Source organism: Paraglaciecola mesophila, from assembly GCF_009906955.1.
Classification (GTDB): Bacteria; Pseudomonadota; Gammaproteobacteria; order Enterobacterales; family Alteromonadaceae; genus Paraglaciecola; species Paraglaciecola mesophila_A.
This window is the reverse complement of record NZ_CP047656.1, coordinates 440,783-466,875: the sequence shown is the minus strand read 5'-3', so window position 1 is coordinate 466,875 and position 26,093 is coordinate 440,783. Positions and strand designations below refer to the sequence as shown.

25 protein-coding genes are annotated in these 26,093 nt (G+C 42.9%); 10 read left to right on the top strand and 15 right to left on the bottom strand.

Annotation, left to right across the window (positions count from 1 at the left end):
- Positions 1-7: 7 nt before the first annotated feature.
- From FX988_RS01915 to FX988_RS01900, 4 genes are all read right to left on the bottom strand, one after another.
- The gene (locus tag FX988_RS01915; protein ID WP_160178090.1) at positions 8-1,516 is read right to left on the bottom strand and encodes an MFS transporter; all 1,509 of its coding nucleotides are present in this window, start codon (positions 1,514-1,516) and stop codon (positions 8-10) included.
- 438 nt (positions 1,517-1,954) lie between these two features.
- Positions 1,955-3,097, bottom strand: a complete 1,143-nt coding sequence (locus FX988_RS01910) for a GGDEF domain-containing protein (RefSeq protein ID WP_160178089.1) — start codon at positions 3,095-3,097, stop codon at positions 1,955-1,957.
- Between the two features lie 213 nt (positions 3,098-3,310).
- The gene (locus FX988_RS01905) at positions 3,311-3,754 is read right to left on the bottom strand and encodes an acyl-CoA thioesterase (RefSeq protein ID WP_160178088.1); all 444 of its coding nucleotides are present in this window, start codon (positions 3,752-3,754) and stop codon (positions 3,311-3,313) included.
- Between the two features lie 325 nt (positions 3,755-4,079).
- Positions 4,080-4,823, bottom strand: coding sequence for a rhomboid family intramembrane serine protease (locus FX988_RS01900; RefSeq protein WP_160178087.1), 744 nt, complete (start codon positions 4,821-4,823; stop codon positions 4,080-4,082).
- A 218-nt stretch (positions 4,824-5,041) separates the two neighbouring features.
- Here FX988_RS01900 and FX988_RS01895 point away from each other — a divergent pair, with 218 nt between their 5' ends.
- The 4 genes from FX988_RS01895 to FX988_RS01880 are packed head-to-tail and all read left to right on the top strand — an operon-like array spanning position 5,042 to position 7,371.
- On the top strand, positions 5,042-5,386 hold the full coding sequence (locus FX988_RS01895; protein ID WP_201751622.1) for an ArsC family reductase: 345 nt from the start codon (positions 5,042-5,044) through the stop codon (positions 5,384-5,386).
- Positions 5,383-6,513, top strand: coding sequence for a succinyl-diaminopimelate desuccinylase (gene dapE / locus FX988_RS01890; RefSeq protein ID WP_160178086.1), 1,131 nt, complete (start codon positions 5,383-5,385; stop codon positions 6,511-6,513). The genes FX988_RS01895 and dapE overlap by 4 nt, the downstream gene beginning before the upstream one ends.
- Positions 6,510-7,211, top strand: coding sequence for a M15 family metallopeptidase (locus FX988_RS01885; RefSeq protein WP_160178085.1), 702 nt, complete (start codon positions 6,510-6,512; stop codon positions 7,209-7,211). Before dapE ends, FX988_RS01885 begins: the two co-directional genes overlap by 4 nt.
- Before the next feature lie 4 nt (positions 7,212-7,215).
- The gene (locus FX988_RS01880) at positions 7,216-7,371 is read left to right on the top strand and encodes a DUF2897 family protein (protein WP_160178084.1); all 156 of its coding nucleotides are present in this window, start codon (positions 7,216-7,218) and stop codon (positions 7,369-7,371) included.
- Positions 7,372-7,482: 111 nt separating this feature from the next.
- Here FX988_RS01880 and FX988_RS01875 read toward each other — a convergent pair whose 3' ends face one another.
- From FX988_RS01875 to FX988_RS01830, 10 genes are all read right to left on the bottom strand, one after another.
- Positions 7,483-7,809 (bottom strand): heavy metal-binding domain-containing protein, encoded by a 327-nt coding sequence (locus FX988_RS01875; RefSeq protein ID WP_160178083.1) that lies wholly within the window; start codon positions 7,807-7,809, stop codon positions 7,483-7,485.
- Between the two features lie 113 nt (positions 7,810-7,922).
- Complete coding sequence (gene astE / locus FX988_RS01870; RefSeq protein WP_160178082.1) at positions 7,923-9,020, bottom strand: succinylglutamate desuccinylase; 1,098 nt, start codon at positions 9,018-9,020, stop codon at positions 7,923-7,925.
- A gap of 160 nt (positions 9,021-9,180) precedes the next feature.
- Positions 9,181-10,509: a putative bifunctional diguanylate cyclase/phosphodiesterase gene (locus FX988_RS01865; protein ID WP_160178081.1), complete on the bottom strand. Its 1,329-nt coding sequence runs from the start codon at positions 10,507-10,509 to the stop codon at positions 9,181-9,183.
- A gap of 159 nt (positions 10,510-10,668) precedes the next feature.
- Positions 10,669-13,179 (bottom strand): glycogen/starch/alpha-glucan phosphorylase, encoded by a 2,511-nt coding sequence (locus tag FX988_RS01860; RefSeq protein WP_160178080.1) that lies wholly within the window; start codon positions 13,177-13,179, stop codon positions 10,669-10,671.
- A 232-nt stretch (positions 13,180-13,411) separates the two neighbouring features.
- On the bottom strand, positions 13,412-15,061 hold the full coding sequence (gene pgm / locus FX988_RS01855; protein ID WP_160178079.1) for a phosphoglucomutase (alpha-D-glucose-1,6-bisphosphate-dependent): 1,650 nt from the start codon (positions 15,059-15,061) through the stop codon (positions 13,412-13,414).
- 13 nt (positions 15,062-15,074) lie between these two features.
- Positions 15,075-15,599, bottom strand: a complete 525-nt coding sequence (locus tag FX988_RS01850) for a Negative modulator of initiation of replication (RefSeq protein WP_160178078.1) — start codon at positions 15,597-15,599, stop codon at positions 15,075-15,077.
- A 162-nt stretch (positions 15,600-15,761) separates the two neighbouring features.
- Positions 15,762-16,832, bottom strand: coding sequence for a 23S rRNA (cytidine(2498)-2'-O)-methyltransferase RlmM (rlmM, locus tag FX988_RS01845; RefSeq protein WP_160178077.1), 1,071 nt, complete (start codon positions 16,830-16,832; stop codon positions 15,762-15,764).
- Positions 16,833-17,207 carry a DUF423 domain-containing protein gene (locus FX988_RS01840; protein ID WP_160178076.1) on the bottom strand — a complete coding sequence of 125 codons (375 nt, stop codon included), beginning with the start codon at positions 17,205-17,207 and terminating at the stop codon, positions 16,833-16,835.
- 74 nt (positions 17,208-17,281) lie between these two features.
- Positions 17,282-17,899, bottom strand: a complete 618-nt coding sequence (locus FX988_RS01835) for an alpha/beta family hydrolase (protein ID WP_160182059.1) — start codon at positions 17,897-17,899, stop codon at positions 17,282-17,284.
- Positions 17,883-18,794 carry a transcriptional regulator GcvA gene (locus FX988_RS01830; protein WP_160178075.1) on the bottom strand — a complete coding sequence of 304 codons (912 nt, stop codon included), beginning with the start codon at positions 18,792-18,794 and terminating at the stop codon, positions 17,883-17,885. Before FX988_RS01830 ends, FX988_RS01835 begins: the two co-directional genes overlap by 17 nt.
- Positions 18,795-19,013: 219 nt before the next feature.
- Between FX988_RS01830 and FX988_RS01825 the strand changes: the two genes are divergently transcribed.
- A complete protein-coding gene (locus tag FX988_RS01825; protein WP_160178074.1) occupies positions 19,014-19,298 on the top strand; it encodes a hypothetical protein in 285 nt (94 codons plus the stop codon).
- A 108-nt stretch (positions 19,299-19,406) separates the two neighbouring features.
- On the opposite strand, the gene kdsA is transcribed toward FX988_RS01825, so the two are convergent.
- On the bottom strand, positions 19,407-20,258 hold the full coding sequence (gene kdsA, locus FX988_RS01820; RefSeq protein WP_160178073.1) for a 3-deoxy-8-phosphooctulonate synthase: 852 nt from the start codon (positions 20,256-20,258) through the stop codon (positions 19,407-19,409).
- 453 nt (positions 20,259-20,711) lie between these two features.
- Here kdsA and miaB point away from each other — a divergent pair, with 453 nt between their 5' ends.
- Genes miaB through lnt form a run of 5 tightly spaced genes read left to right on the top strand, consistent with a single transcriptional unit; the run spans position 20,712 to position 26,068 of the window.
- Entirely contained in the window at positions 20,712-22,145 is a 1,434-nt protein-coding gene (gene miaB / locus FX988_RS01815) for a tRNA (N6-isopentenyl adenosine(37)-C2)-methylthiotransferase MiaB (protein WP_160178072.1), read from the top strand.
- A gap of 28 nt (positions 22,146-22,173) precedes the next feature.
- Complete coding sequence (locus FX988_RS01810) at positions 22,174-23,211, top strand: PhoH family protein (protein ID WP_160178071.1); 1,038 nt, start codon at positions 22,174-22,176, stop codon at positions 23,209-23,211.
- Positions 23,208-23,666: an rRNA maturation RNase YbeY gene (gene ybeY / locus FX988_RS01805; protein WP_160178070.1), complete on the top strand. Its 459-nt coding sequence runs from the start codon at positions 23,208-23,210 to the stop codon at positions 23,664-23,666. The genes FX988_RS01810 and ybeY overlap by 4 nt, the downstream gene beginning before the upstream one ends.
- A 33-nt stretch (positions 23,667-23,699) precedes the next feature.
- Positions 23,700-24,560: a CNNM family magnesium/cobalt transport protein CorC gene (gene corC / locus FX988_RS01800; RefSeq protein ID WP_160178069.1), complete on the top strand. Its 861-nt coding sequence runs from the start codon at positions 23,700-23,702 to the stop codon at positions 24,558-24,560.
- Between the two features lie 14 nt (positions 24,561-24,574).
- The gene (lnt, locus tag FX988_RS01795; RefSeq protein WP_160178068.1) at positions 24,575-26,068 is read left to right on the top strand and encodes an apolipoprotein N-acyltransferase; all 1,494 of its coding nucleotides are present in this window, start codon (positions 24,575-24,577) and stop codon (positions 26,066-26,068) included.
- Positions 26,069-26,093: the final 25 nt, after the last annotated feature.

Sequence of the window (26,093 nt, the reverse complement as noted above, 5' to 3'; positions counted from 1 at the left end):
ATATGAGCTATTTTGGGACGTTGACACGTAACGTCATGACACCGGCAATGAGCATGCTACAACCGCCAATCACTAAGGCAAAAACAGGCTGATTATCAAACACTTTCGTCACTAGAAAACCTAAAATACTAGCGGCCAATATTTGTGGAATAACGATAAAGAAATTGAATATTCCCATGTATACCCCCATTTTATTGCTCGGCAGTACATTGGCCAATATGGCATAGGGCACAGATAGAATGGATGCCCAAGCAAAACCGACACCGACCATTGCCAGCACCAACCATGCAGGATCACGAATAAACCAAAATGAAATAAATCCAATTCCGCCTAATGATAAATTGATTAAATGGGCATACTGTAAATTAAGCTTACGTACCACCACTGGGATCACAATCGCTGCAATAATAGACACCCCGTTATAGGTCGCCATTAGAATAGATACCCAGTCAGCACCTTCGTTATAGGCAATTGAGCTTGTGTCACGACTACCAAAATGATGTGAAGTAACAGCAGAGTTGGTGTAAATCCACATCGCAAACAGTGGAAACCAAGAGAAAAATTGCACGACTGCAAGTTGGCGCATGGCCTGAGGCATAGAAAACAGATCCCCCATCACTTGCGCAAACCCATTTTGGGTATACTGCTGGCGAACCATATACGCAGCGACAAACTGACACAAACCAAAGGCTATCAAGCCCCCAGCTAAGATATATAAATTTTTATCAAGAGCATCAATATTGGTATAAATAACGGCGAGCAAAATCAGGCCTACGACACTGAATACGCTACCTCCACGAGTATATTGCTTCTGTGTGCGAGTCGTCATGTTTGTGTCTTTTTTCTGCTCGATTTGCGCCTGTGCAGCGTCAAACGCCGCCAGCTGCTCGGGGGAATACTCCTTCGTTGAGACAACCGTCCACAACACTGCCAACAGAAAAATACTGCCCCCAGCATAAAATGAAAATTTAACAGAATCCGCAATTGAGCCCGGTTCCGCAATATTCGAGATATCAAACCAATTGGTCATCATCCAAGGTAGCGCAGAGGCAACGACGGCGCCTATACCAATGAAAAAGGTTTGCATAGCATAACCACTGGCGCGCTGCTTAGGCGGGAGCATGTCACCCACGAATGCGCGAAAAGGCTCCATTGACACGTTGATAGAGGCATCCATAATCCACAGCATACCCGCAGCGAACCACAAAGTAGGTGAATTGGGCATAATAAATAGCGCGCCACTTGCCGCTATGGCTCCCCATAAAAAATACGGTCGCCTTCTGCCTAAACGGTTCCAAGTATTATCGCTCAAATAGCCAATAATGGGTTGCACGACAAGACCGGTAATGGGGGCGGCAACCCAGAGCACAGCGAGGTTACTGTAGTCTGCTCCTAGAGATTCAAAAATTCGGCTGACGTTTGAATTTTGCAAAGCAAAACCGAATTGAATACCTAAAAAGCCAAAGCACATATTCCAAATTTGCCAAAAGCTTAATTGTGGTTTTGTTTGCTGCATGAAACCTTCTCTTCTTATACATGTTGTTAGGTTGTAAAAAACAGGCGAATACAGATGGACAACTCGAGTCTACCCATTACATTTTTTTATGTTATGTCCCATCCATATGTTACTAGACGTTTTCTATGAAACTAGTTTAAGGGTGACGGCTGTTTGACAGCATGAAGATTATCCTTTGTAACATAATCTAAACAAGTTTTTGCATACGTATTCAAGGCGATAACAGGCTATATAAGCGAGTTCGTAGAAATGAGTTAAGAAATTGTAATGACTTCCCACAACCAAACCCCACTTTTAATAAGAAAAGGGAGCTATTGTGGAGATGGGTAAGAGATCACAAGGTGCGTTTACTCAAACGCACATTGTGGGTTTAACAAAAAGATTCACCAAAAAATGACAACCCTATTTAGGGTGTGTTCACCCTTTATACCAATTCCATTAAATAACGATGGTAAACCCTGCTTCTTTTTTTGCTAAATACATTTTTTGATCTGCTAAATGTATCAGTTGTTTCACGCTAACAAATTCAGAAGCGCCGGTTTCTGCAATCCCCATACTAAAAGAATAAGTCGGGTAGCGTCCGCGAAAGGTATCAATCAACTTCTCGCACACCCTCTGTGCTTCTTGCGCGTTACATTCTAATAATACCAAACAGAATTCATCACCACCGTAGCGACAAGCAATATCGGTTTGCCTAACGCACTGGCGCAACGTTTGGCCGATTTCTTTAAGCACTTCGTCGCCTTTGATGTGTCCTTCCGTATCATTGATTTTTTTAAAATGGTCAACATCGAAGTAAACTAAAGAGACTTTCGTTTTGCGTCGCTTCGCTAATGCTAATTCTTTGTCGAGCATTTCTTGCATTGCACTGATGTTATAGATTTTCGTTAATGGATCCAAACGTACCTGATCCATTAAGTCTTTTGTACGTTTCGCTATTCTCGCCTCAATATCACGGGACAAACTCTCGTTTTGCTGTCTTAGCATGTCAACCTCAGCGTATAGATGCGTTAGATTGGTATCAACGCATAGCTCAATATCAAACTGAAGTAGCTGCCTTATGAAATGACAAAAAGTGGCTTGGGCAGAACCAAGCGCACAGCGCTGCTGAGCCAAACTAGAGAGTAACCCACTTAAGGTATTAATAATCTGAATGAAATCTAATGGGGGGACGCCGATGTTTTTATACTGAACGATTAATTCAACGCGCTCAGTGATATAGGCGTGATCATAACGTGCGGTAACAAAAAGGCCTTCAATATACTGCCTCAGTAAATCGCGTAAATCGGTTGAAAGATTATATTCATCCGTATGCAGGTTTACGCCAACCATTTGCGGATACTCTCGATACACCTCATCGATAATATCATTCATGCTTGCCAATAAAGGCGCTTTAAAGATCGCGATTGTCTCTGGCTGATACCGTGTTTTCGCTAATAACTGTTCTAAACGATGTGTTGACAGCCGTGAGCGAGCAGAAAGCCGTGAGCTAGCAGAAAGCCGTGAGCGAGCAGACGCACCTGAGCTGGCAGAAAACGCGCCAAGCAGCGCTTTATCACTTTTTCTATTTTGAGGCACCATATCAAACCCTATATTCTTATTATTTGGGTAGTTAACTTTATTTTTAAACAGGCGATTTCATTTAACTAAATGGTACTTTTAGCCTAAATGACAGTCGTTTAGCGTGAGTCCTTAGAAATCATAGCCAACACCAACTGTAGTATTATTATAAAAAGGTAATGGCTCTGATAGTATCCGACTAAGGTCTAATCTAGGTCGGTTTAAAATAATGGGTTAGAATACATCACCCGCATGGTTAATTGAGATGGGTTGAATAGGCGCATCAAATGCGTCTCTGAGACTTTGCGGCACTGCTGTTTTCTCAAACGACTTGGAGTCGACACACACATAAGTAATTTCAGCACTAGCAATCGGTTTTTCGCTATCCAGTTGCGTTAGATGCACCTGACACGTAAAAGAAGAGTTGCCAATTTTTTTAACCTCTACAGTCGCACGTATAACATCATCAAATCGCGCAGACGATTTCCAACTAATATTTAAGTTGACCACTTGAGTTTCATATCCTTGAGTGATCAGATTATCGAACCCGCCATAAAAAACCCGAAAATACTCAGTCATAGTAATATCGACATAATCCGCGTAACGCGCATTAAACACCACACTTTGTGCGTCACATTCTCCATACCGCACACGAAAGTAATAATTAAAATCTGCCATTCGAACGTCCAATAAACTAAATAAACTTGCCACTAACAATAGAAAATCATCTTACTTTGATAGCAAATAAAGCACTAATTCATACCAATGCTAAACAACTATTTCGCTGACTGATGAATGGCGATAATGTTAGGCACAGTGATATTTCACAGGGGCAAATACAGCTACGCGTAACCACCATAAGCGAATAAAATAAGCAAAAATAGACATTCCATAAGATTTCTTATTGTTAGATTAAGGACTTGGAAAAGGGCAAATAAAACGGCAAATACAGTTATTCACCTCATGAAATACTGATGATTTCTTTGTATTTTGTGTGCTTAGTTTACTTATTAGCGTGCTTATCTTTTTCCACTTCTGTGGTGCCATCAACATCGATGGAAAATGTGTGCCTTGTTAGCTCGCTCTCAAACTGGCGAGATTGCTCGACATCATCTCGCCATTGGTCCTGAATGATCGGGTCGTCCATATCACTGCCGTCACGCTCCCAAGTGTAGCGCTTCACCTGTGGTTTGGGGTCTAACCGAAACCACATCAACGCGGCCAATGCGCCGCTTATTCCACCAAACAAATGATATTCAAAGGAAATGCCTGGCTCTCTCGGAAAGATACTCATCGTCATGCCGCCGTACATGAAAAATGCTATCATCATGATCCCAATTGACGACTTATCTCGGCGCAAAATCCCTACCACCAAGAGATAAAAGAAAATCCCGTGTGTCATACCACTGGCACCTAAATGATATGACTCTCGAGCAAAAAGCCACACACCAATGCCAGATAAAATCCAAACACTGGCCAACACCTTATATCGGGTTTTCGGGTAGCCATATATTAACGCCGTTAACAGTATCAATAGCGGCAAGCTATTACTAAATAGGTGCTGTAATGAACCGTGAATCAAGGGTGCAGTGATCACCCCCAGTGCTCCACTAAGTCTTTGCGGATAAACAGCAAACATATGCATATCCAGAGAAAACAATATTTCAGCTGACTGAATACACCATAGCAACAACACAAACCCAGAGCTGGCCAATATACTGTTGGATAATCGTTTAGAAAAGTTCATTTACTTAATGTATGGTACAAAATCGAAATTAAAAGGTCGCTACTTACAGCTCAGCAAAATCATTTGTACTAAGAAAGCGAAAAATGTGCTGAAAGTAAAACGCATGGTTATTATCCATGCAGCAATTACGCGCTAATATAGGTTTACTCTTTACCCTACCCTGTGTGTCTCGCTATAGTTAGCGGCTGAGCAAATTAATGAGAATAACGAGTAGTTTCATGACAACCATGTACGGAATTAAAAACTGTGACACGATAAAAAAAGCACGTAAGTGGCTAAGTACAAATGATGTTGAATACACGTTTCATGATTATCGTGCAGACGGCATTGATGCAAAATGGCTTGAAGAAGTTGAAGCAATAGTCGGATGGGAGACCTTATTGAATAAACGTGGTACCACCTTTCGTCAATTATCCAATGAGCAAAAAGAAAACCTCAACGCACAAACGGCACGTGAGTTAATGCTTGAGGCCCCGGCGATGATTAAACGCCCACTTCTTATCCATAATGACCAGCATATTGTTGGTTTCAAAGACACCCAATACCAAGAGATATTCAAATGAGTTGTGAAGTATTAGCCCTAACCGAAGAATTAATTAACCGCCAATCTGTGACCCCAGAAGATGCCGGTTGCCAACAGTTAATGGCTGACTACTTAGCTCCGCTAGGTTTCGAGATTGAAACTATGGTGTTCGAAGACACCACAAACATGTGGGCACGCAAGGGCAAAGGTGATCCTGTGTTTTGCTTTGCCGGCCACACTGATGTCGTGCCCAGTGGGCCTGCTGAAAAGTGGACGTTTCCGCCATTTGAGGCGACCCAGCACGAAGGACAGTTATACGGGCGTGGTGCAGCAGACATGAAAGGCAGTCTAGCCGCTATGCTGGTAGCAACTAAGGAATTTGTCACCCAATTTCCGGAACATTCAGGGTCGATTGCATTTTTGATCACCAGCGACGAAGAAGGCCCGTTTATCAATGGTACCACTCGAGTAATAGACACCCTTGAAGAGCGCAATGAAAAAATGACGTGGTGCTTAGTGGGCGAGCCATCAAGCACAACACTTGTGGGGGATGTGGTCAAAAATGGCCGTCGTGGTTCACTTACAGGCGATATCGTCATTAAAGGCGTGCAAGGCCATGTGGCCTATCCTCATTTGGCGAAAAACCCAATCCACCTCTCAGCACCGGCATTTGCAGAATTAGCTCAAACCCATTGGGACAATGGCAACGCGTCTTTTCCGCCCACCAGTTTTCAAGTATCCAATATCAATTCAGGCACGGGGGCTGGCAACGTCATCCCTGGTGATCTAACCGCCTGTTTTAACTTCCGTTTTTCAACCGAAGTGACTGACAAACAACTTATCGAGCGGGTTACCGCCATACTTAATAAGTATGACTTTGAGTACGAAATCGATTGGACCTTCAACGGTCAGCCTTTTTTAACTGACTCAGGGAAATTAGTTGAAGCAACCCAAGAGGCAATAAAAGAAGTGACGGGACGAGAAACAGAACTGTCAACTGCAGGAGGCACGTCTGACGGGCGCTTCATTGCACCAACCGGAGCCCAAGTGATCGAGTTGGGCCCTGTAAACGCGACCATCCATAAAATTGACGAAAACGTAAATATCAAAGATTTAGCGCAACTTGCTAAAATTTACCAGGGCATACTGCAAAGGTTATTGGCTTGATCTTGATCGGGCATGTACTAGGAACTGACGCCTCGCACTTATGCGAGGCGCAAGACGGACATAGGCTTGAAGTACTTACTTTTAAAGCCTTTCAGTCTATACAACGTGCCGCACAGCTGGATAAAATTGACATAAATATCGCCAGTGGTTTTCGCGATTTTTCACGCCAACAGCTCATTTGGAACAACAAATGGCAAGGTTTGCGCCCCTTGTATTCTTCTAGTGGGAAACTGCTCGACCCAGCAACACTTACGCCCGAAGAAAAGCTGCATGCAATATTAACCTGGTCTGCCCTACCTGGTGGCAGTCGCCATCACTGGGGCACTGATCTCGATGTTTATGATCGTCCTCGTGTTGAACAAACAGGGCAAAGACTCCAGCTTGTTCCCTCCGAATATGCTGAAAACGGCCCCTGTTTTGCGCTTAACCAGTGGTTAGATCGTTTTGCCGCTGATTTTGGTTTTTATCGCCCTTATCGACAATACACAGGCGGGGTGTCAGTCGAGCCTTGGCATTTAAGCTTCCAGCCTGTGGCTGAGAAGATGCAAAATGCAATGAGCTGCGATGCACTAAAAGAGTGCCTGTTGGGGAAACATATTGAAGGCAAAGAAGTGGTGCTTAAACAGTTGCCAACAATATATCGCAGGTACATACTGAATCAGGGCACGCCAACAGAGCGTGAAAACATCACTGGGTGATTAAATGAATATTTGGATAGTTGTTGCCATTATTGTCGTGGTGTTGGGGTTTATTGTTGGCAATATTATGTTGTTGGATCAAACTGCCAAAGAGAAATTGCCGAAGCCTAGCAAAGATAACAATAAAAACTTTGATGATGATGATTGGGGGAAGAAATAAACGCTTCTTCGCATATTAAACAAGCGTTGTACTGGATTGAATGTCACTAGGCTGAACGCGTGTTCAGCCTAGGACAAAAAAGCGCTATCTTGCTAGTTGTTCCGTCGTCAATTAAATATCGGAGCAACTTACTGCCGTGCCACTGATACTGACCATCAGCATACTGCCGCCTTTTCCTACGACTTCATAGTCGATATCGATACCAACCACTGCGTTAGCTCCCATAGAGCGAGCTTCTGCTTCCAACTCTCTGAAACCAATTTGACGCGCATTGGTTAACTCGTCTTCGTAAGCACCTGAACGGCCACCGACCACATCGCGAATAGCAGCAAAAATATCACGAAACACGTTGGCGCCCATAACAGCTTCACCCACTACGATACCGCAATAGCGTTCTATTTTTTTACCTTCAATGTTAGGCGTGGTTGTCATAATCATTTTTATTATCCTTATTAAATCAATTTGACCTATTTTACGTTAGCAAAAATATGGCGGTAACGTGCGTTCATTACATCCATATTTGTAACAAATACATTTTATTGTTTCTACGTTTACACCAGTGTCGTTGGAATAACCGTTAATATCGCGCGTTGGCCAATTGCGACATTGGCATTTGGGAATACCACCGCTTCTCCATCGTATTGAGCGCGATACTCAGCACCTGTTTCACGGGCTAATAACGCTCCTTTTTCAAAGGTACTAAAATTCGGTAAATCATCAGAAAACTCGAGAACAAAATCATCTGCATGTTTATTAATCACTTGATTAACTTTGTAAATTAACATGTCCTTATTTTCAAACGGTTTTGCCTCAATGGTTTGTCCGCAAATGAAACGTTTCATCGTCTCTGTCACTGCAGCAAAGCGCGACATATCATTTTGTCCAAACGGCTGTACCTTTCCTAACTCAACCGTAAACGCATGAGCATTGAACTGACGCGAGCTGTAATAACTAAAGGTAGTGGTAGAACTACCGGATAATAAGAAGGTGTCGACACCACAGGCCAGCAAAAAACTTAACTGTTCTTTACTGTGTGATTCGCCATGCAAATATGGGTAGACCGCAAATTTTTCATTCTTTGAAGGGCGTATGGCAGTATGAAGATCGTAATGGTAACGCGTTTCATCATTTTGCCGGCTTGTATTAGATGACTGAGCTTTATTAGACAGCGAAGCGTTAAAAAACTGAGCAACCGCCACTTCTAATTCTTTTGCCCGTTTACATTCATAACCATTTTGGTTCACCGAGGCACTGTTATGCGCTTGGCTAAATAAACGGTTTAAGTTCTCATCAACAAAGCGTGTGGCTTTGTCCATAGCCGGTAAATTACCAAAAATAAACAATACCCGATGCCCAAGTACCAATTTGCAAGTCAAAATATCTACCACATATTGGTCGCATATCTCAATTGGAGCGGTTTCGTTGCCGTGAATGCCACAGGATAAAATAATTGCCTTATCGCCTTTATTTTCTGGCGTAAAGGCAATGATTCCCGGTCCGGCAATATGCACTAAAGTACCATTGGATAAGGTGAACTCAAGCGGTTTTTTTTCACTTGTAAATAACTCGGGTGAGCGTCGCGACAGTGACAGAAATTGGCCTTCGCTTGCTAATTTACTCATAAGTTGGTGTGTTTCTGAAGTGTACATACTTTGCCTTTTGCGCATTTAAAGCTTAATAATCATCTCTTCAAGGTACGATATTAAAGCCGAATCGTACGAATTTACTATGATGAGCTAGAATACAAAAATTGAGATTTTGTTCTGCAGTGCTGGTTATAGCGTTATTGCCACTATTCCACGGTAGTCGCTATTCCACTGCATTCCCTACTTGCGACAAACGCGCGTGAGAATTTCCAACGATCAACTCTTGTTGAGTTAGCCTAATAAAATCGTTTATGGGAATAGCAGGTGAAAACAAAAAGCCTTGGCCTTCCATCACTCCAATCTCTCGTAAAACGTGTAATTGATGAATATTTTCAATTCCCTCTGCAACCAATTCACAACCCGCTGCGGTGGCGATCAATTTTGATGCTTCAATTACCGCTCTATTGATTGGACTTTCAGACAATTCCATCACAAATGTTTTGTCTACTTTTATGGTATCAAGCTCAATATTGCGCATATAGGCAAGATTTGAATATCCCTTCCCGAAATCATCAATGGCGACTGACACACCTAAGGCTCGAATTTGGGTTAATTGTGACGTCACCACAAACGAGTTAGACAGCGCTACATCTTCTGTCAATTCAATTTCAATTTGTCCAAGGTCAATCTCATGGACCCGAGCAAATTCAGCGAGTTGATCCACAAAATGCGGGTCGTATAACTGGGTAGGCGACATATTTACTGAAAGTTTCAGGCGGACATTGGCCGCAGCTAATTCTTTTACACCTTTAAAAGCCGCTTCAAGTACCCAATAGCCCATCTCGTTCATCATGTTATATGACTCAGCGGCTTCAATGAGTGCACCAGGAAACAGTACGCCGTCCAGCGGATGATTCCAGCGCAATAGACATTCGGCTCCGACTATTTCAAGCGTGCGTAAATTGACTTTCGGTTGATAATAAATCTCTAGTTCATGGTGCGACAACGCCCGTTTAAGATCTGCTTTGAGGGTAATAGAGCGACTGTTATCTGTTTTGTCGACGAGGCTCATGTAGCAAAAGTTATCGTAACGATTTTGCTTGGCTTGCTTTAATGCGGCTTCTACACGAGTGAAAAACTGGCTTGCGGCAATTTCAGATTCTTCATTAGAAACGGCACCCACATTAAAATCAGCAATGAAGGAATGATCACCAACAGCGATAGGTGTTTTAAAATGTTCGATAAGATGGATATAAAAGCGCTGAAGTTGAACTTGACTAAATTTGCCTGGGATCACCAAGCCAAATATATCTCCGCTTATGCGACCCAAATGGGCGTGATGGCCAGTAAACAAATAACTGATTCTATTTGCTATTGTGAGCAGTAATTCATCACCTAATTCATAGCCAAAGCTACTGCTGACATCGGAAAAACGCACTACATCAATCAACAACATAGAATGATGAGGATTGCGTTTTAGCATAACGTCAATCTGTTCTAAAAAAATATGACGATTAGGTAACGTTCGCAATGAATCATGAACAGGCTTCATGCAAATAAATCAACCCCAAATACTTCTGACACTGAGTGTCTATTTTTGATTAGGAAAAGGCCCTAAACAGCGTTAGAGCCTTACATATAGCGTAATAGTCTACAGGAAAATGGCTGGGGTTAAAGCCATTCCCCCTTTAAAGGTAAGAAAGCATTAATACTACTCAACTTTGCATGGATCAAGCTTCCAAATACGCTCTACATAATCTTTTATAGACCGATCTGAGGTAAATTTCCCCATCTTGGCAGTATTTAGGATCGCCATTCTCGCCCATTTGTCCGTGTCTTTGTATGCTTTATCAGCAAGTGACTGAGCTTCACTGTAAGACACAAAATCAGCAAGGACTTTGTATTGATCCCCCCCTTCTAACATACTGCGTTTTAACGACGATAATGCCCCCGGTTTTCCAGGAGTGAAATAGTCACTGTCTAGCCAATCAAGTACTGCTTTTAATTCGCGGTTATTATCGTAGTAATCAAATGGGTTGTACCCTTTCTTATCAAGCGCTTCTACTTCATCCACAGTTAAGCCGAAAATGAAAATATTCTCATCACCCACTTCTTCAGCAATTTCGATATTTGCACCGTCCAACGTACCAACAGTTAAAGCGCCGTTTAACGATAACTTCATGTTACCTGTACCCGATGCTTCTTTCCCGGCGGTTGATATTTGCTCAGAGATATCGGCCGCAGGGATCATTTTCTCTGCCAAGCTCACTCGATAGTTTGGCAAAAATACGACCTTCAGTTTATGGTTAACCCGCGCATCATTATTGATTTTTTCAGCCACTTTATTAATGGCATAGATAATATCCTTAGCTAATTTATATCCAGGTGCTGCTTTTGCACCAAATAAAAATACTCTAGGGTGCATATCGTAATTGGGATTTTCCAACAGACGACGGTACAAGGCCATAATGTATAAAAGGTTTAAGTGTTGACGCTTGTATTCGTGTAGGCGTTTAATCTGCACATCAAATATCGCATCAGGGTCTATTTCCACACCGGTAAGTGCAAATACCTCTTTGGCCAACTGCTCCTTGTTGTCACGCTTGATCTTCATGAACTGTTTTTTAAATTTCGCGTCATCAGCATATTCAGTTAAGCCCTGTAACTTATCTAAATTTAACGGCCAGTCAGCACCAATCTTGCTATCAATCAGTTTAGATAGCGCAGGATTACACGCTTTTAACCAACGCCGGGGCGTAATGCCATTGGTAACATTAGTTAGCTTATTGGGCCACATATGATTGAATTCAGGGAACAGATCTTTTTTAACCAATTCCGAGTGGATTTCCGCTACACCATTGACCGCAAAAGAGCCAATAACCGACAGGTTCCCCATACGCACCATCTTATCGGGACCCTCTTCAATGATAGATAACTTGCGTTTGATGTCGTTATTCCCAGGCCAAACAGCCTCAACTTCATCCATAAATCGGCGATTAATCTCATAAATAATCTCTAAATGACGCGGTAAAATTCTTTCAAACATACGTGCAGGCCATTTCTCAAGGGCTTCAGGCAACAAGGTGTGATTCGTGTAAGCAAACGTCTTGCTACAGATACTCCACGCGTAATCCCAATCTAGTTCGGCTCGGTCGATTAATATTCTCATCAGCTCGGGGATCGCTACCGCAGGGTGAGTATCATTTAACTGAATCACCACTTGGTCCGCGAAACGGCTCCAATCATCTCCATGGGCTCGTTTATAGCGGCGAATAATATCTTTCAGTGAGCATGCGCTAAAAAAGTACTGCTGAATGAGGCGCAGGTCCTTGCCCGCATCCGTTTCGTCATTCGGGTACAGTACTTTGGAAATGGTTTCGGCTTGCACATTTTCTTTCTGGGCATCCACATACCCACCTGCATTAAATACATCCCAGTTGAAATAATCTGATGCTTGGCTTTGCCATAAACGTAAAACATTGACGGTTTTGCCGCCATAACCCACTACGGGGATATCCCAAGGCAGGCCCTTAACAATAGAGCCTGGATGCCACTCTTTATTGATCCTGCCATTTTCACCGTATTTTGTTTCTACATAGCCAAATAACGGTATATCTTGAATTGATTCAGGACGACAAATTTCCCACGGGTTGCCATAATCACGCCAGCTATCCGGTCTTTCAATTTGCTCACCATTTTTTATTTCTTGGCGAAACAAACCGTGTTCATAATGTAAGCCATACCCAACAGCAGGCAAATCTAACGTGGCCAGAGAGTCAATAAAACAAGCAGCCAAACGCCCTAACCCGCCATTGCCAAGGGCCATATCAGGCTCTTCTTCCATAATATCAGTGAGATTGACCCCAAGTTCATTTAGAGCTTTTTCGGTTGCATCAAACAAACCCAGATTATGCAGGTTATTTGACATTAAACGGCCCATCAAAAATTCAGCGGAAAAATAATGCACCGCACGAGTATCGTTTAAGTAATGAGACTTCTGCGTTTTACGCAAGCCTTCTAAAACATGCTCTTGAACAGAGGCACATGTGGCTTTCCACCATGCGTGGTTATTTGCTTTGTTTTCATCTGTCCCTAAGGAACAATGTAAGTGCTTAACAATTGATGCTTTAAGGTCAGCTTTACTTAAAGGCACAGAACTAGCCGAAGCTGTCTTACTGGCTTTTTGCTTGACCGTTGCTCGTTTAGGGCTTTTCGTTGTCATAATGCTATCTCATCTTCATTTGTTAAAATATGGTTAACATGCAGCTATTACAAACCGTAATAAAATTACAAAAATAAACTTGAGATAGTTTTAGCAGGAAAAAGCACAGTTTTCTGTTAAAAATACGTTAACAAAACAAAAAAGGCGGCTGAATACGTATTCAACCGCCTTGCTTAAATGGCTATACAACAAATCACTTCATTATTGATAACATAAAATAAACAAACTTTTTTTAATCGACACTTTCAAATATTCGCGCCACGAGATTCTGTGCTTCTTCGATCAAAAGGTGTAAATGCTTTTCACCATTAAAGCTCTCAGCGTATATTTTATAAATTTCTTCGGTACCCGATGGGCGTGCAGCAAACCAACCATTCTCAGTCGCGACTTTAACCCCCCCGATAGCCGCATTATTGCCTGCTGCATGGGTCTGAATCGACACAATAGGCTCACCTGCTAACTCAGTTGATGTAATTGCATTCTTATCAGCTTTGCTCAGGGCTTGCTTCTGCGCGTGTGTGGCTGCAACATCGATACGGGTATATAAAGGAGCGCCAAATTTTTCAGTAAAGGCTTGATAATGTTCACTTGGATCTTTACCCGTTACCGCAAGTATTTCTGCCGCTAGCAAACATAAAATAATGCCATCTTTATCCGTCGCCCATGGCTTACCGTTGCGACGCAAGAAGATACCGCCGGCACTTTCTTCACCCGCAAAACCAATTTCACTATTGAGTAGCCCCTGCACAAACCATTTAAAACCAACCGGCATTTCTGCCACGGTTAAATCCGTATCCTGTGCTACGCGGTCAATCATACTACTAGAGACCAGTGTTTTTCCCACTTTCAAACCCGCGGGCCAATCTTTGCGGTGTGAATACAAGTAATCTATTGCCACTGCAAGGTAGTGATTTGGGTTCATCAATCCGTTTGTTTTCGTCACAATACCGTGGCGATCAAAATCTGGATCGTTACCAAAAGCCAAGTCAAATCGATCTTTCAAATCAATTAAGCCAGCCATGGCATAAGGTGATGAACAATCCATACGCAATTTGCCGTCTTTGTCTCGGCGCATAAAAGCGAATTGGTGATCGACCTTTTGGTTAACGACTTCTATATCCAAATTATAACGTTTGGCTATTTTCTCCCAGTAATGTAAACCCGCACCACCTAAAGGATCTGTTCCCAGTTTTAACCCAGCATCAGCAATAGCTTGCATGTCGATAACTTGATCCAACTGATTAATATAGTTATCAGCAAAGTCGACTTCTTGCACTAAGCCCGTATCGCATGCAATTTGATAAGGCATACGCTTAACATCTTGCAAGTCACCTTGAATTAATTCATTGGCCCGGGCTTGAATTTGATTCGTTACATCGCTGTCGGCGGGGCCGCCATGCGGTGGATTATATTTAAACCCACCGTCTTCTGGGGGATTATGCGACGGTGTAATGACCACGCCATCCCCTAAGGCTGACGTTCTTCCTTCGTTGTAATCAAGAATGGCATGGCTAATAACAGGCGTTGGCGTGTAACCTCGGTCCTGTTGCACTACCAAATTGACTTCATTCGCTGCGAGCACTTCAATAGCAGTGGTGAAGGCCGCTTCAGATAAAGCGTGGGTATCCATACCTACATACATAGGTCCAGAAATCTTATTAGCCGTGCGATATTCAGCTAATGCTTGGCTAATTGCCGCAATATGGGTATCGGTAAACGTGTTTTTAAATGCACTTCCACGGTGCCCTGATGTACCAAACGTTACCCCTTGGCTGACGTCACTTTTATCAGGTTTATTGCTGTAATAGGCACTAATTAAATGCGCAACGTTAACGAGTTGTTCTTGTGACGCGGGTTTACCTGCTTCTGAGTGAATAGCCATGTAGATCCTTTAGTTAGTCTTCATATAATTCCGGTGCAAATAATGCGGCTAAGCGTTGACTATCGTTCGCGTTGTAACCTAATACTTCTGCGACTTCTTTAATTAACGACGCTTTCTTAGCTGTATTATTGTTAGTCATGACCCAAAACGCGGACTCACCGATTTGTTTTGGGTTTGTCACGCTACTGGCTTGCAACAACGTTTCTTTATCTTTTGCAAAATAAACGCGGTTTCTGCCACTTAACGTGAGTACTTCGTCGAACTGAGAGCCATGTATGCTCTCCAGAACTGACAAAATCTTTAGAAAACGCTCGACCATCTTGGGGTATTCAAGCAAATCTTTTGTGGTAATTTGACTAAATACATCCCCTGTCGGCGTTTTTGTTGTCGTGCTTGGTTTAGGCGCAACGACCGTTTTTACAACTGTGTTTTCTGGCATAACCAAACGGCGCAGAATATCTGAGGCCGTCTCACCAATATGCTGCGTTTGTGACGCTATATAGGCGTATAAATCATCTTCTATTTCAATGTTCTTCATTTAATGTCACTACTGTCTATGTTCTGTTCATTATTATACTGATCGCTTACATCTACGCACTGTTTAATTCAGCGAGCTCAACATATCATCAGCTTACACAATACTTATAACTTATTGTTTTTTATAGTGTAAAGTTTCGTTACCTATAAGTAATTCGCTGTACTACGTTTTCAACCTTAGGTGAACGGTTACCTCTTCTCGATCATGATACAAGTGTTTAACTTGCAGATCATACGGCCCAGCGCGATGTTGATCAATACACTGATCGATGATTTCCAATGCTTCTTTAACGGATTCGTAACGTTTTTTCATCGGTAACTTAAGGTTAAACACCGTTTCTTCACAGCGCTTAGTCGCAATCCACGTTGCCATTAATTTAGCAACGCGCTGTGGCTGCTCAATCATGTCGCATACCAACCAATACACGTTATTCTTGCGCGGCTGAAATTTAAAACCATCTTCTGGACAGTAACGAACTTGGCCTGTCGCCATCAATGCTTCGTCCATCGCGCCATTGTCAACCGCTTCGACAAACATCCCTCTTTTAACCAGTTGGTAAGTCCAGCCACCTGGACAAGCGCCTAAATCCACTGCGTGTAATCCCCCGGACAAGCGTCTACCGTGTTCTTTTTTGGGGATAAATAATTGAAATGCTTCATCAAGTTTTAACGTTGAGCGACTAGGCGCCTCATTTGGAAACTTTAAACGTAAAATGCCTAATGGGTGTGGTGAATTATTGTCGGGATAAGAGTACCCAACAATTGCGGTAGTGCTGTCTTCAAAATATACATGGCACACGGGTAAATTGCTGCGCTCTAACGGGGTTAAAATGCGCTTACCTCTGAGGGCTTGGCGCAGAGGGACACTTATTTTTCGGCAAAACTTTGAAATTTCGCGCCCTTCAGTGCTGTCAGCATGTTCAACACGTAATTCCCCGCATTCGGGAAACTCAATGCAGCCGTTTAAAATTGGTCCAATACGATCATTGGTGTCTAACTGTTCACAGCGTTCACTAAAAGCAAAAAGCTGGCGGGCAAATATCAAGCTAGACAAAGGCAATCTTTTGGCTAATGCGTCTGCATCTTGTTCTTGATAACAATGAAAAAGTACTAAACCACTGTTGGCTTTGAGCTCAGGATAACCGTAAACATTCAGCGCAGCGCTTTTTTCTAAGACTTCATTGGCTAAATCTTTCTCGAAACCCGTACGACAATATAACGCTAATCCAGCCATCTACAATTTTAATCCTTTGAATGCTGCAAAAATAAATAAACCCCACGCAATGATAAAACAAAGCCCACCAAGGGGTGTCACTGGCCCGAACCATTTAATACCTGTAATGGCTAATAAATATAAACTGCCGCTGAAAAGCACCATGCCAGCACTCATAAATCCAGCTGACCATACAAGCTGCGCACTCGGCATAAATTGCGCTGTTAATACCAACAAAATAAGCCCTAAGCTGTGGTACATCTGATACTGAACGCCCGTTTGAAACACCGCTAAAAGCGGCTCCGACAATTGATTTTTCAAACCATGAGCGGCGAATGCGCCGAGTATAACGGCAAGCATCGCACTCACAGTGCCAATCACAAGATAAATCTTCATTTCACTTTCCTTTCACACCTGGCTATTCATCATTAAGAACTACGTCAATAACGCATTTCGTTGAGAGCGCTATATTAGGCTACCTGTCGCTCAATAAACGCAACGCTTGCGTTAATCGCTTCCAAAATATGCGCCTCTTGGGTGAATCCTGAACGCTTACGTGGCTTAAAGCTGTGATCACCATCGGTTAAAAAATGCGTTTCAATATTATTAGGCAACAAATAATTTTTCACTTCGTCTTGGGTGCCGAAAGTATCGCGGCTACCTTGAACGACAAATAATGGTTTTTGTAGCACTTCTAAATGTGCTGTTCTTAGTTTGTCTAACTTACCGGGAGGGTGAAATGGGTAGCCAAAACAAATTCCCCCTGCTGCTGGTGATGTATCTAACAAGATGGATGCGACGCGACCGCCCATAGACTTACCACCGATAAAAAGCGGCACCGATAACTCTAATGACGCAATAATGTGCTCGAAATATGCTTGTAGTTTAGGCATTCTATCCGGTGGCTGACGACGGTTTAATGATGCAGCTTTCTGCATATATTCAAAATCAAATCGCGTAACGCTCACGTGGCGGTTAGCAAATAACCTTGCCACCGTCTCCATGAAATCACTGTTCATACCTGCCCCAGCACCATGGGCTAATATTAAGTGGGCAATAGGCGCTTGTGCGTTATCCGTTAAAATCATCATTCTCCTGCTCATCTTCTACTTGGCTTTGCAGCCATTGCAAGAACGCCACTATTTTACCTAATTCAGCTTGTGATTGATGACACACAGCATAATAAGCATTGGTGGCAATCAGGCGTTCATCAAACGGGCAAACCAAGCGCCCAGATTCAATCTCAGGGCGCGCAAGCACACTGTGACCCAAAGCGATACCCTGGCCTAATGCGGCCGCTTGTAATACCAGCATTGAGTGACTGAATATGGCGCCTTGATTAACGTTCACACCGGATATATGAAAATGCTTAATCCAGTTTTTCCATGCTTCTCTTGATGAATCATGGAGCAATAAGTGATGCTTTAAGTCAGATAGTTTTTCCAACGGCTTCTGCCCTTGGAAAAGCAGTGGTGAGCATACCGGCGTCAAATATTCAGTATGAAGTTTTTGGGCATATACATTCGGCCATTTGCCACGACCATAATAAATAGCGACATCTACATCGTCCGTTAAAAAGCCCTCGTCAAAATCAACGGCTTTAATGCGAATATCGATATCAGGGTTTGACTGGCTAAATTGATTTAAACGCGGTACAAGCCATTGAATAGCAAAACTCGGTGGTAATGCCACTGTAATAGCGCCCTTTTCACCTCTCGCAAGTAACCGCTGGGTTGCTTCATGCAACGCTTGGAAAATATCTTTGAGATCTAAATAATACCCCTGACCTTCTTCCGTTAATAACAAAGAGCGATTTTTCCGCATGAAGAGTTTCATCGATAAAAATTCTTCTAGTGATTTGATTTGATGACTCACTGCGGCTTGCGTCACAAACAACTCATCTGCAGCGCGGGTAAAACTCAAATGCCGAGCAGCCGCTTCAAAGGCTTTAAGTGCATTAAGTGGTGGTAACCTACGATTCATAACGTCTGCATTTGAGGAATATCAGCTAAGCGTACCATCATTAGTTTTTCTAATCCATAACCATACTTATTGTCATTTTTATAACGCGCAATAATTGTATATTATTTAATCCGTCAAAGATAAATACCCTTTTAAAACAAGGGTTAACAATATGCGTATTTATTTAACAATTAGATAAATATGTTTACATATAACATTAATATACTTTAGGTGATAATGATGAAAAATCGTAAAAATTTAGTTTTAAGCAGTTTATTTGCATTAGTATTCAGTCAGTCCACTTTCGCTCAAGAGTTCGATCTTACTTCTATGTATGTGACAGAACAAATCGAAGCAAATTTACAATCTATGTTAGCTGAAATCAGCAACACCGACAGCTCACACGCTTTACACGCCATCGCTACGGGCCTTGAAAAAAGCTTAGGTGAAAGCCAACAAGACGTTGCTCTTGCACAAGACAAGCGCGCTGGCAATACTGCACAAACAGCGAGCTTATCAGAGTAATATACGCGTTACTCATTTAAAGCATTAACGCATTCTTATCTAGACGTTCTGAGCGTGCCGAGTTTTCCGGTATGCTCAAAACCTCTCAGCTAACCAAGTGTATATCTGTTAGTTCGCACTGGTATCTAATGGTGCAAACCCCTTCACTAGTTCGTCTAACGCCAACATTTGTTGCAAATAGGGTTCCAGCTTGTCGAGCGACAAAGCACAAGGTCCGTCACACTTCGCTTCATTCGGATTAGGATGTGCTTCAATAAACAAACCAGCTAACCCCAACGCCATACCACTTCTTGCCAGCTGTGCAGCTTGAGCTCTTCGCCCATCTGCCGAATCCGTTCTGCCCCCTGGCTTTTGCAGCGCATGGGTGGCATCGAAAATAACAGGTGCGAATTGTTTCATCTCGTCCATGCCGAGCATATCAACCACAAGATTGTTGTAACCAAAACTAGAGCCACGCTCACACAAGATAATTTTATCGTTTCCTGCTTCCATGAATTTGGTGATGATGTGACGCATTTCATGCGGTGCTAAAAACTGTGGTTTCTTCACATTGATAATGGCGTTTGTTTCAGCCATGGCAACGACCAAGTCTGTCTGACGAGCCAGAAACGCAGGTAACTGAATAACATCAACTACTTCTGCCACTGGCGCGGCTTGGGCTGGCTCGTGAACATCTGTAATCAAAGGCACATCGAATGTGGCTTTAATTTCAGCGAAAATCTCTAGTCCTTTATCCATACCTGGGCCGCGATAGGAATTCACCGATGAACGATTTGCCTTATCAAATGAGGCTTTAAAGACGTAAGGGATCCCTAGTTTGGTAGTAATTTCTTTATAATGTTCTGCAATACGCATCGCCATATCACGAGATTCTAAAACATTCATTCCGCCAAAAAGTACGAATGGTTTGTCGTTTGCAACTTGAATATCGCCAACAGCGATAGTGTGTAAATTGTTCATTTATTACGCCTTAGAATTATCCTGAAGCGCAAGAATACCAAGGCTTCATGCGCTTTAATAGCATTTAGCACCGATGAACTTCACTTAGTTCTTACGAAAAGAAGCACAATAGCGAGCGAGCTAAATTTATATTTTAAGTTACAAAGCGTTTGCCAAAAATGCATAGTTATTCATATCCTAAACTGGTCTATCTCTCGACGCGTTCCTTTCGAATTGGCCAATGTGGAACATTTCGTTTACAACACTGCAGATTCTATGGAATTTTCCGCGATTCCAACCGGATAAAACTAGCCTAGCGCCATAATAACCCGTAAAATACGCGGTTCGATTTTGCTCAATTTTGCACGTACGGCGCTATATTGTCTTTTAGCTGTCATTTGTATTTAGGGGCATCAATAGATTGCATTGCTTTGTTAAGCAAAGATTTCACATCAAAGGTAAGTACACGGCGTTATGACTAAAAAACTTTTTATTAAAACTTGGGGCTGTCAGATGAACGAGTATGACTCGCAAAAGATGGCTGATTTATTGGATTCAACCCATGGATATCAAGTTGCTGACACCGCAGAAGAGGCCGATATAATACTACTTAACACTTGCTCTATTCGAGAAAAAGCACAAGAAAAAGTATTTCATCAACTGGGTCGTTGGAAAAACCTTAAGCAAGACAAGCCAGAGTTAATTATTGGTGTGGGCGGTTGTGTGGCTTCTCAGGAAGGTCAAGTCATTCGCCAGCGTGCACCATTTGTTGATTTAGTATTCGGTCCGCAAACCCTTCATCGTTTGCCCGAAATGATCAATCAAATTAAAGGTGGCAGTTCATCAGTTATAGATATTAGCTTCCCAGAAATTGAAAAGTTTGATCGCCTGCCTGAACCCAAAGCTGAAGGCCCGACGGCGTTCGTATCGATCATGGAAGGCTGCTCTAAATACTGCACATTCTGCGTTGTTCCCTATACCCGGGGTGAAGAAGTCAGTCGTCCGGTAGATGATGTATTACTTGAAGTGGCTCAATTGGCTGAACAAGGCGTGCGTGAAGTGAATCTGTTAGGTCAAAATGTGAATGCCTTTCGTGGACCGCATCACGATGGCGCCATATGCACCTTTGCCGAGCTGCTAGAAATGGTTGCATCTATTGACGGAATCGATCGCATTCGCTACACCACTTCACATCCAGTTGAATTTACTGATGATATTATCGAAGCATACGCGACCATCCCTGAATTAGTGGATCATTTACATCTTCCTGTTCAGTCAGGTTCTGATCGTGTATTGAATTTAATGAAACGTGGCCATACAGCTATAGAGTACAAATCGAAAATTCGTAAACTCAGAAAAATCCGCCCGAATTTAAGTATGTCATCTGATTTTATCATTGGTTTTCCAGGTGAAAGCGATGCTGACTTTGAAGCGACGATGGATTTAATTCAAGCTATGAATTTCGACTTAAGTTTCAGCTTTATTTACAGTGCACGCCCTGGTACCCCTGCAGCGGATTTGCCGGACGATGTATCTGAAGCGACGAAAAAAGAACGCTTGCAGCTACTGCAAAATCGTATTACCCAACAAGCATTGCGCATTGCACGTAATATGATCGATAGTGAACAACGCATTTTAGTTGAAGGTCCATCTAAGAAGAATCCGATGGAGCTTTCTGGACGTACTGAGAATAACCGAGTGGTTAACTTTGAAGGTACGCCAGATATGATCGGTGGATTCGTCGATGTCAAAATCACCGATGTATTTGCCAACTCATTGCGCGGTGACGTGCTGCGTAAAGAAGCCGATATGAATTTACGTATCAATGTGGCCCCCCAGGCTATATTAGCCAAACAAACCAATAAGACCGATGCCTTAGGCGTTGCGCAGTTTGTACCCGCCCATTGATCAACCATAACTAACCGAGAGATACCGATTGAGCAAACTTACCAGTAATGAAATTTTATTAGAGCCATCTGACAACAAGCGCCTAGCGAGTCTATGTGGGCCGTTTGATGACAATATTAAACAAATTGAGCGCCGCCTTGGGGTAGAAATTACCTATCGCAGCAACGAGTTTAAGGTCACAGGCCAAGCGCAGCAATCAAGTGGTGCTGCGCAGCTACTTAAGTTGCTGTATATAGAAACCCAACCCGTACGTGGTGAGATCCCCGATTTAGAATCTGATCAGGTGCATTTAGCCATTCAGGAAGCAAAGTGTCTTGAGCGAGCGGAAGCTGGCCATTACGGTAAAGAAGTGCACATTAAAACGAAACGCGGTGTTATCAAACCGCGTAATCCCAATCAATCAAAGTATGTATCGGATATTTTAACCCATGATATTAGCTTTGGTATTGGACCTGCCGGTACCGGGAAAACCTACTTGGCGGTCGCAGCGGCCGTAGATGCATTGGAGCGCCAAGAAATTAGACGCATTTTGCTCACACGCCCAGCGGTAGAGGCCGGCGAAAAACTCGGTTTTTTACCTGGTGATTTATCACAAAAGGTCGACCCGTATTTACGCCCTCTTTATGATGCCTTATTCGAAATGCTTGGCTTTGAAAAAGTAGAAAAATTAATCGAACGCAACGTAATCGAGGTCGCCCCCCTAGCCTACATGCGTGGCCGAACACTTAACGATGCATTTATTATTTTAGATGAAAGCCAAAACACCACGGTTGAACAAATGAAAATGTTCCTGACCCGTATTGGCTTTAACTCAAAAGCAGTGATTACAGGAGATATCACCCAAGTCGATTTGCCAAGAGGTGCACGCTCTGGTTTACGCCATGCAATTGAAGTATTAAAAGACGTAAATGATATCTCGTTTAATTTCTTTAATGCCAATGATGTAGTGCGCCATCCCGTTGTCGCTAGGATCGTAATGGCTTATGAAGACTACGAAGTAGAACAAGAGCGGGTTCGAATTCAAAAGAAAGCCGAGCATGCTCAGCAGCAAAGCGATAATTCATGACCGCGATTGTTGATTTGCAAATCGCCAGTGACGCATTAAATTTGCCCAAAGCAGAAGATTTTCAGCGTTGGTTAGATGCAGTGCTGGCTTATCAACAGCTGTCAAATCAAGAGATCACCGTCCGAATTGTTGATATAAAAGAAAGCCAAGACCTTAATTACACCTACAGAGGAAAAGACAAGCCAACCAATGTGCTGTCTTTTCCATTCGAAGCACCACCAGGTTTAAGTTTAAATCTACTCGGTGATTTGGTGGTGTGTGCAAGTGTCGTTGCAACCGAAGCCAAAGAGCAAAACAAAGCATTAGCTCACCATTGGGCGCATATGATTGTTCATGGAGCCTTGCATTTACTTGGCTTTGACCACATAACTGATGATGAAGCACAACAGATGGAAGCAATAGAGGTTATCATTCTTAAGCAGTTTTCGATTGACGACCCTTACCAAGATCAATGATGATACCCATTCAAACCATAATTTAACGAGATCATGAGCGAAGATAACCCCCCCTCTACGAACGGTTCTGCCAATAAAGGTTGGTTGGATAAAATAGTCCAATCATTCACGGGAGAACCGAAAAGCAAAGATGAACTCTTTTCTGTTATCACTGATGCAGAACAACGAGAAGTCATCAATCAAGAAACCCGAGAAATGATTGAAGGTGTCATGGAAGTCAGCGAAATGCGCGTCAGAGAGATAATGATCCCTCGCGCCCAAATGACCACCATTGACATCACAGAGACAGTCGATAAATTTTTGCCTATTATGCTCGATTCAGCCCACTCTCGGTTTCCTGTGATCAGTGAAGATAAAGATCACATTGAAGGGATCATTCTCGCCAAAGACTTGCTTAAATATGCATTTCTACCTGGCAAAGAATTCGAACTTAAACAAGTTCTACGTCCTGCGGTGATCGTACCTGAGAGTAAGCGTGTTGACGTTTTGCTAAAAGAATTTCAACAAAAGCGCTTCCACATGGCGATAGTTGTGGACGAGTACGGTGGGGTATCAGGTTTAGTGACCATCGAAGATATTCTCGAATTGATCGTGGGTGAAATTGAAGATGAACACGATGCTGAAGATAACAATACCGATAACATACGCGCGCTAAACAAGCATACGTATTCAGTAAAAGCCTTAACAGAGCTAGAAGATTTTAATGAATTTTTTGGTACTGAGTTTGACGAGGAAGAAGCTGACACTATAGGTGGCATAGTACTTAAAGCATTTGGTCATATGCCGATGCGTGATGAGAAGGTTAGTATTAACGGTTTTGTTTTTGCCGTTACTAACTCTGACGCCAGACGCCTTATTCAATTAAAGGTCACGCTTCCCCACACCGAAGATTAGGTGCCATAACGCGCATGCTGTATATTTTATCTTTACTACTTGGAGCGAGCTTAACCTTAAGCTACGCTCCTTTTTCTTATTGGGCAGTCATGCCTATCGCACTCACTAGCTTTATATATTTGTTGCATAAAGCGCGATTAGAACACGCCGGTAAACTAGGCTTCTCTTTTGGTTTAGGTTGGTTTGGTGCAGGCATTAGTTGGGTCCATGTCAGCATTGCTGATTTCGGAGGCCTGCCACTCGCCGGCTCTATCGGATTAATGGTGCTACTGTGCAGTTATTTATCTTTGTACCCAATGCTGTTCAGCAAGCTCGCCAAGCGTTACTTTTCCCCGCAAGTCTGGGCACTAGCCCTGCCTTTTTTGTGGCTATTGTGTGAGTGGGCCAGAGGCATATTTTTAACTGGCTTTCCTTGGTTATCTATTGGCTACAGCCAAATGCCAAGTCCCCTATCTGGCTGGTTTCCTGTCATCGGCGAATTTGGGGTCAGTGCGTTGCTCATGGCGCTTTGTGCAGCATGCGCTACATGGTTAATAAATAAGCGCTACCTCCCCCCTATTATTTTGAGCATATTGGTTTATCTAAGTGGTTGGACACTAAATCAACACAATTGGGTGTCCCCTACAGGAGAACCCGTTCACATTGCCATGGTGCAAGGCAACATTCCTCAAGATATACGTTGGGCACCAGAGCAAGATTGGCCCACCATGAAGAAATACCTTGAGCTTACTGAAGCCCATTGGGATAACCAAGTTATCATTTGGCCTGAGGCGGCTATACCGCAATTAGAGCCGATTGCCGCCGATTATTTAATGCAACTTGATCAAGAAGCAGCGGAAAACAAAACGGGCCTTCTCACTGGGATCGTTAATTATAATTTCGAAACCCGCCAAGCGTATAACAGTATCATTGGTGTCGGCCTTAAAGAATCAACTGATAGCGAGGGGCATTACCACTACCCCCAAAGCAATCGATTCGACAAACATCATCTACTTCCTATAGGGGAATTTATTCCTATGGAAGACTGGTTACGCGGTTTGGCTCCCATATTTGATTTGCCTATGTCATCTTTTACACGAGGGGATTATCAGCAAGTGAACTTACTTGCTAACGGCTTTCATTTTGCCCCTGCGCTGTGTTTTGAAATCGCATTTCCACGTCAAATTCGACAAAACTTGTACGAAGACACAGATTTCATTATTACCGTGAGTAACGATGCATGGTTTGGCCATTCTCATGGGCCGGCACAACATTTAGAAATTGCGCAAGTACGTGCAAAAGAGTTTGGCCTGCCAGTAATGCGTTCTACGAATAATGGTATTACTGCATTTATCAATGCCGATGGCGAAATTAAAAGCCGCCTACCCCAGTTTGAAACCGGCGTGTTAAGCGATGAAGTACAACGTGTAAGCGGCACAACACCCTATCGATATATAGGGGACTTAGGGCCTTGGGTATTGACTGTGCTAGCATTTATTATCGCAATTCGCCTAAACCGTACAAAATAAGCACCAAGGCACGCCTGACCAGCAA

Coding starts and splice junctions, on each gene's coding strand:
- FX988_RS01915 (WP_160178090.1), bottom strand. CDS start 1,516: ATGCAGCAAACAAAACCACAATTAAGCTTTTGGCAAATTTGGAATATG.
- FX988_RS01910 (WP_160178089.1), bottom strand. CDS start 3,097: ATGGTGCCTCAAAATAGAAAAAGTGATAAAGCGCTGCTTGGCGCGTTT.
- FX988_RS01905 (WP_160178088.1), bottom strand. CDS start 3,754: ATGGCAGATTTTAATTATTACTTTCGTGTGCGGTATGGAGAATGTGAC.
- FX988_RS01900 (WP_160178087.1), bottom strand. CDS start 4,823: ATGAACTTTTCTAAACGATTATCCAACAGTATATTGGCCAGCTCTGGG.
- FX988_RS01895 (WP_201751622.1), top strand. CDS start 5,042: ATGACAACCATGTACGGAATTAAAAACTGTGACACGATAAAAAAAGCA.
- dapE (WP_160178086.1), top strand. CDS start 5,383: ATGAGTTGTGAAGTATTAGCCCTAACCGAAGAATTAATTAACCGCCAA.
- FX988_RS01880 (WP_160178084.1), top strand. CDS start 7,216: ATGAATATTTGGATAGTTGTTGCCATTATTGTCGTGGTGTTGGGGTTT.
- FX988_RS01875 (WP_160178083.1), bottom strand. CDS start 7,809: ATGATTATGACAACCACGCCTAACATTGAAGGTAAAAAAATAGAACGC.
- astE (WP_160178082.1), bottom strand. CDS start 9,020: ATGTACACTTCAGAAACACACCAACTTATGAGTAAATTAGCAAGCGAA.
- FX988_RS01865 (WP_160178081.1), bottom strand. CDS start 10,509: ATGAAGCCTGTTCATGATTCATTGCGAACGTTACCTAATCGTCATATT.
- FX988_RS01860 (WP_160178080.1), bottom strand. CDS start 13,179: ATGACAACGAAAAGCCCTAAACGAGCAACGGTCAAGCAAAAAGCCAGT.
- pgm (WP_160178079.1), bottom strand. CDS start 15,061: ATGGCTATTCACTCAGAAGCAGGTAAACCCGCGTCACAAGAACAACTC.
- FX988_RS01850 (WP_160178078.1), bottom strand. CDS start 15,599: ATGAAGAACATTGAAATAGAAGATGATTTATACGCCTATATAGCGTCA.
- rlmM (WP_160178077.1), bottom strand. CDS start 16,832: ATGGCTGGATTAGCGTTATATTGTCGTACGGGTTTCGAGAAAGATTTA.
- FX988_RS01840 (WP_160178076.1), bottom strand. CDS start 17,207: ATGAAGATTTATCTTGTGATTGGCACTGTGAGTGCGATGCTTGCCGTT.
- FX988_RS01835 (WP_160182059.1), bottom strand. CDS start 17,899: ATGATTTTAACGGATAACGCACAAGCGCCTATTGCCCACTTAATATTA.
- FX988_RS01830 (WP_160178075.1), bottom strand. CDS start 18,794: ATGAATCGTAGGTTACCACCACTTAATGCACTTAAAGCCTTTGAAGCG.
- FX988_RS01825 (WP_160178074.1), top strand. CDS start 19,014: ATGAAAAATCGTAAAAATTTAGTTTTAAGCAGTTTATTTGCATTAGTA.
- kdsA (WP_160178073.1), bottom strand. CDS start 20,258: ATGAACAATTTACACACTATCGCTGTTGGCGATATTCAAGTTGCAAAC.
- miaB (WP_160178072.1), top strand. CDS start 20,712: ATGACTAAAAAACTTTTTATTAAAACTTGGGGCTGTCAGATGAACGAG.
- ybeY (WP_160178070.1), top strand. CDS start 23,208: ATGACCGCGATTGTTGATTTGCAAATCGCCAGTGACGCATTAAATTTG.
- corC (WP_160178069.1), top strand. CDS start 23,700: ATGAGCGAAGATAACCCCCCCTCTACGAACGGTTCTGCCAATAAAGGT.
- lnt (WP_160178068.1), top strand. CDS start 24,575: ATGCTGTATATTTTATCTTTACTACTTGGAGCGAGCTTAACCTTAAGC.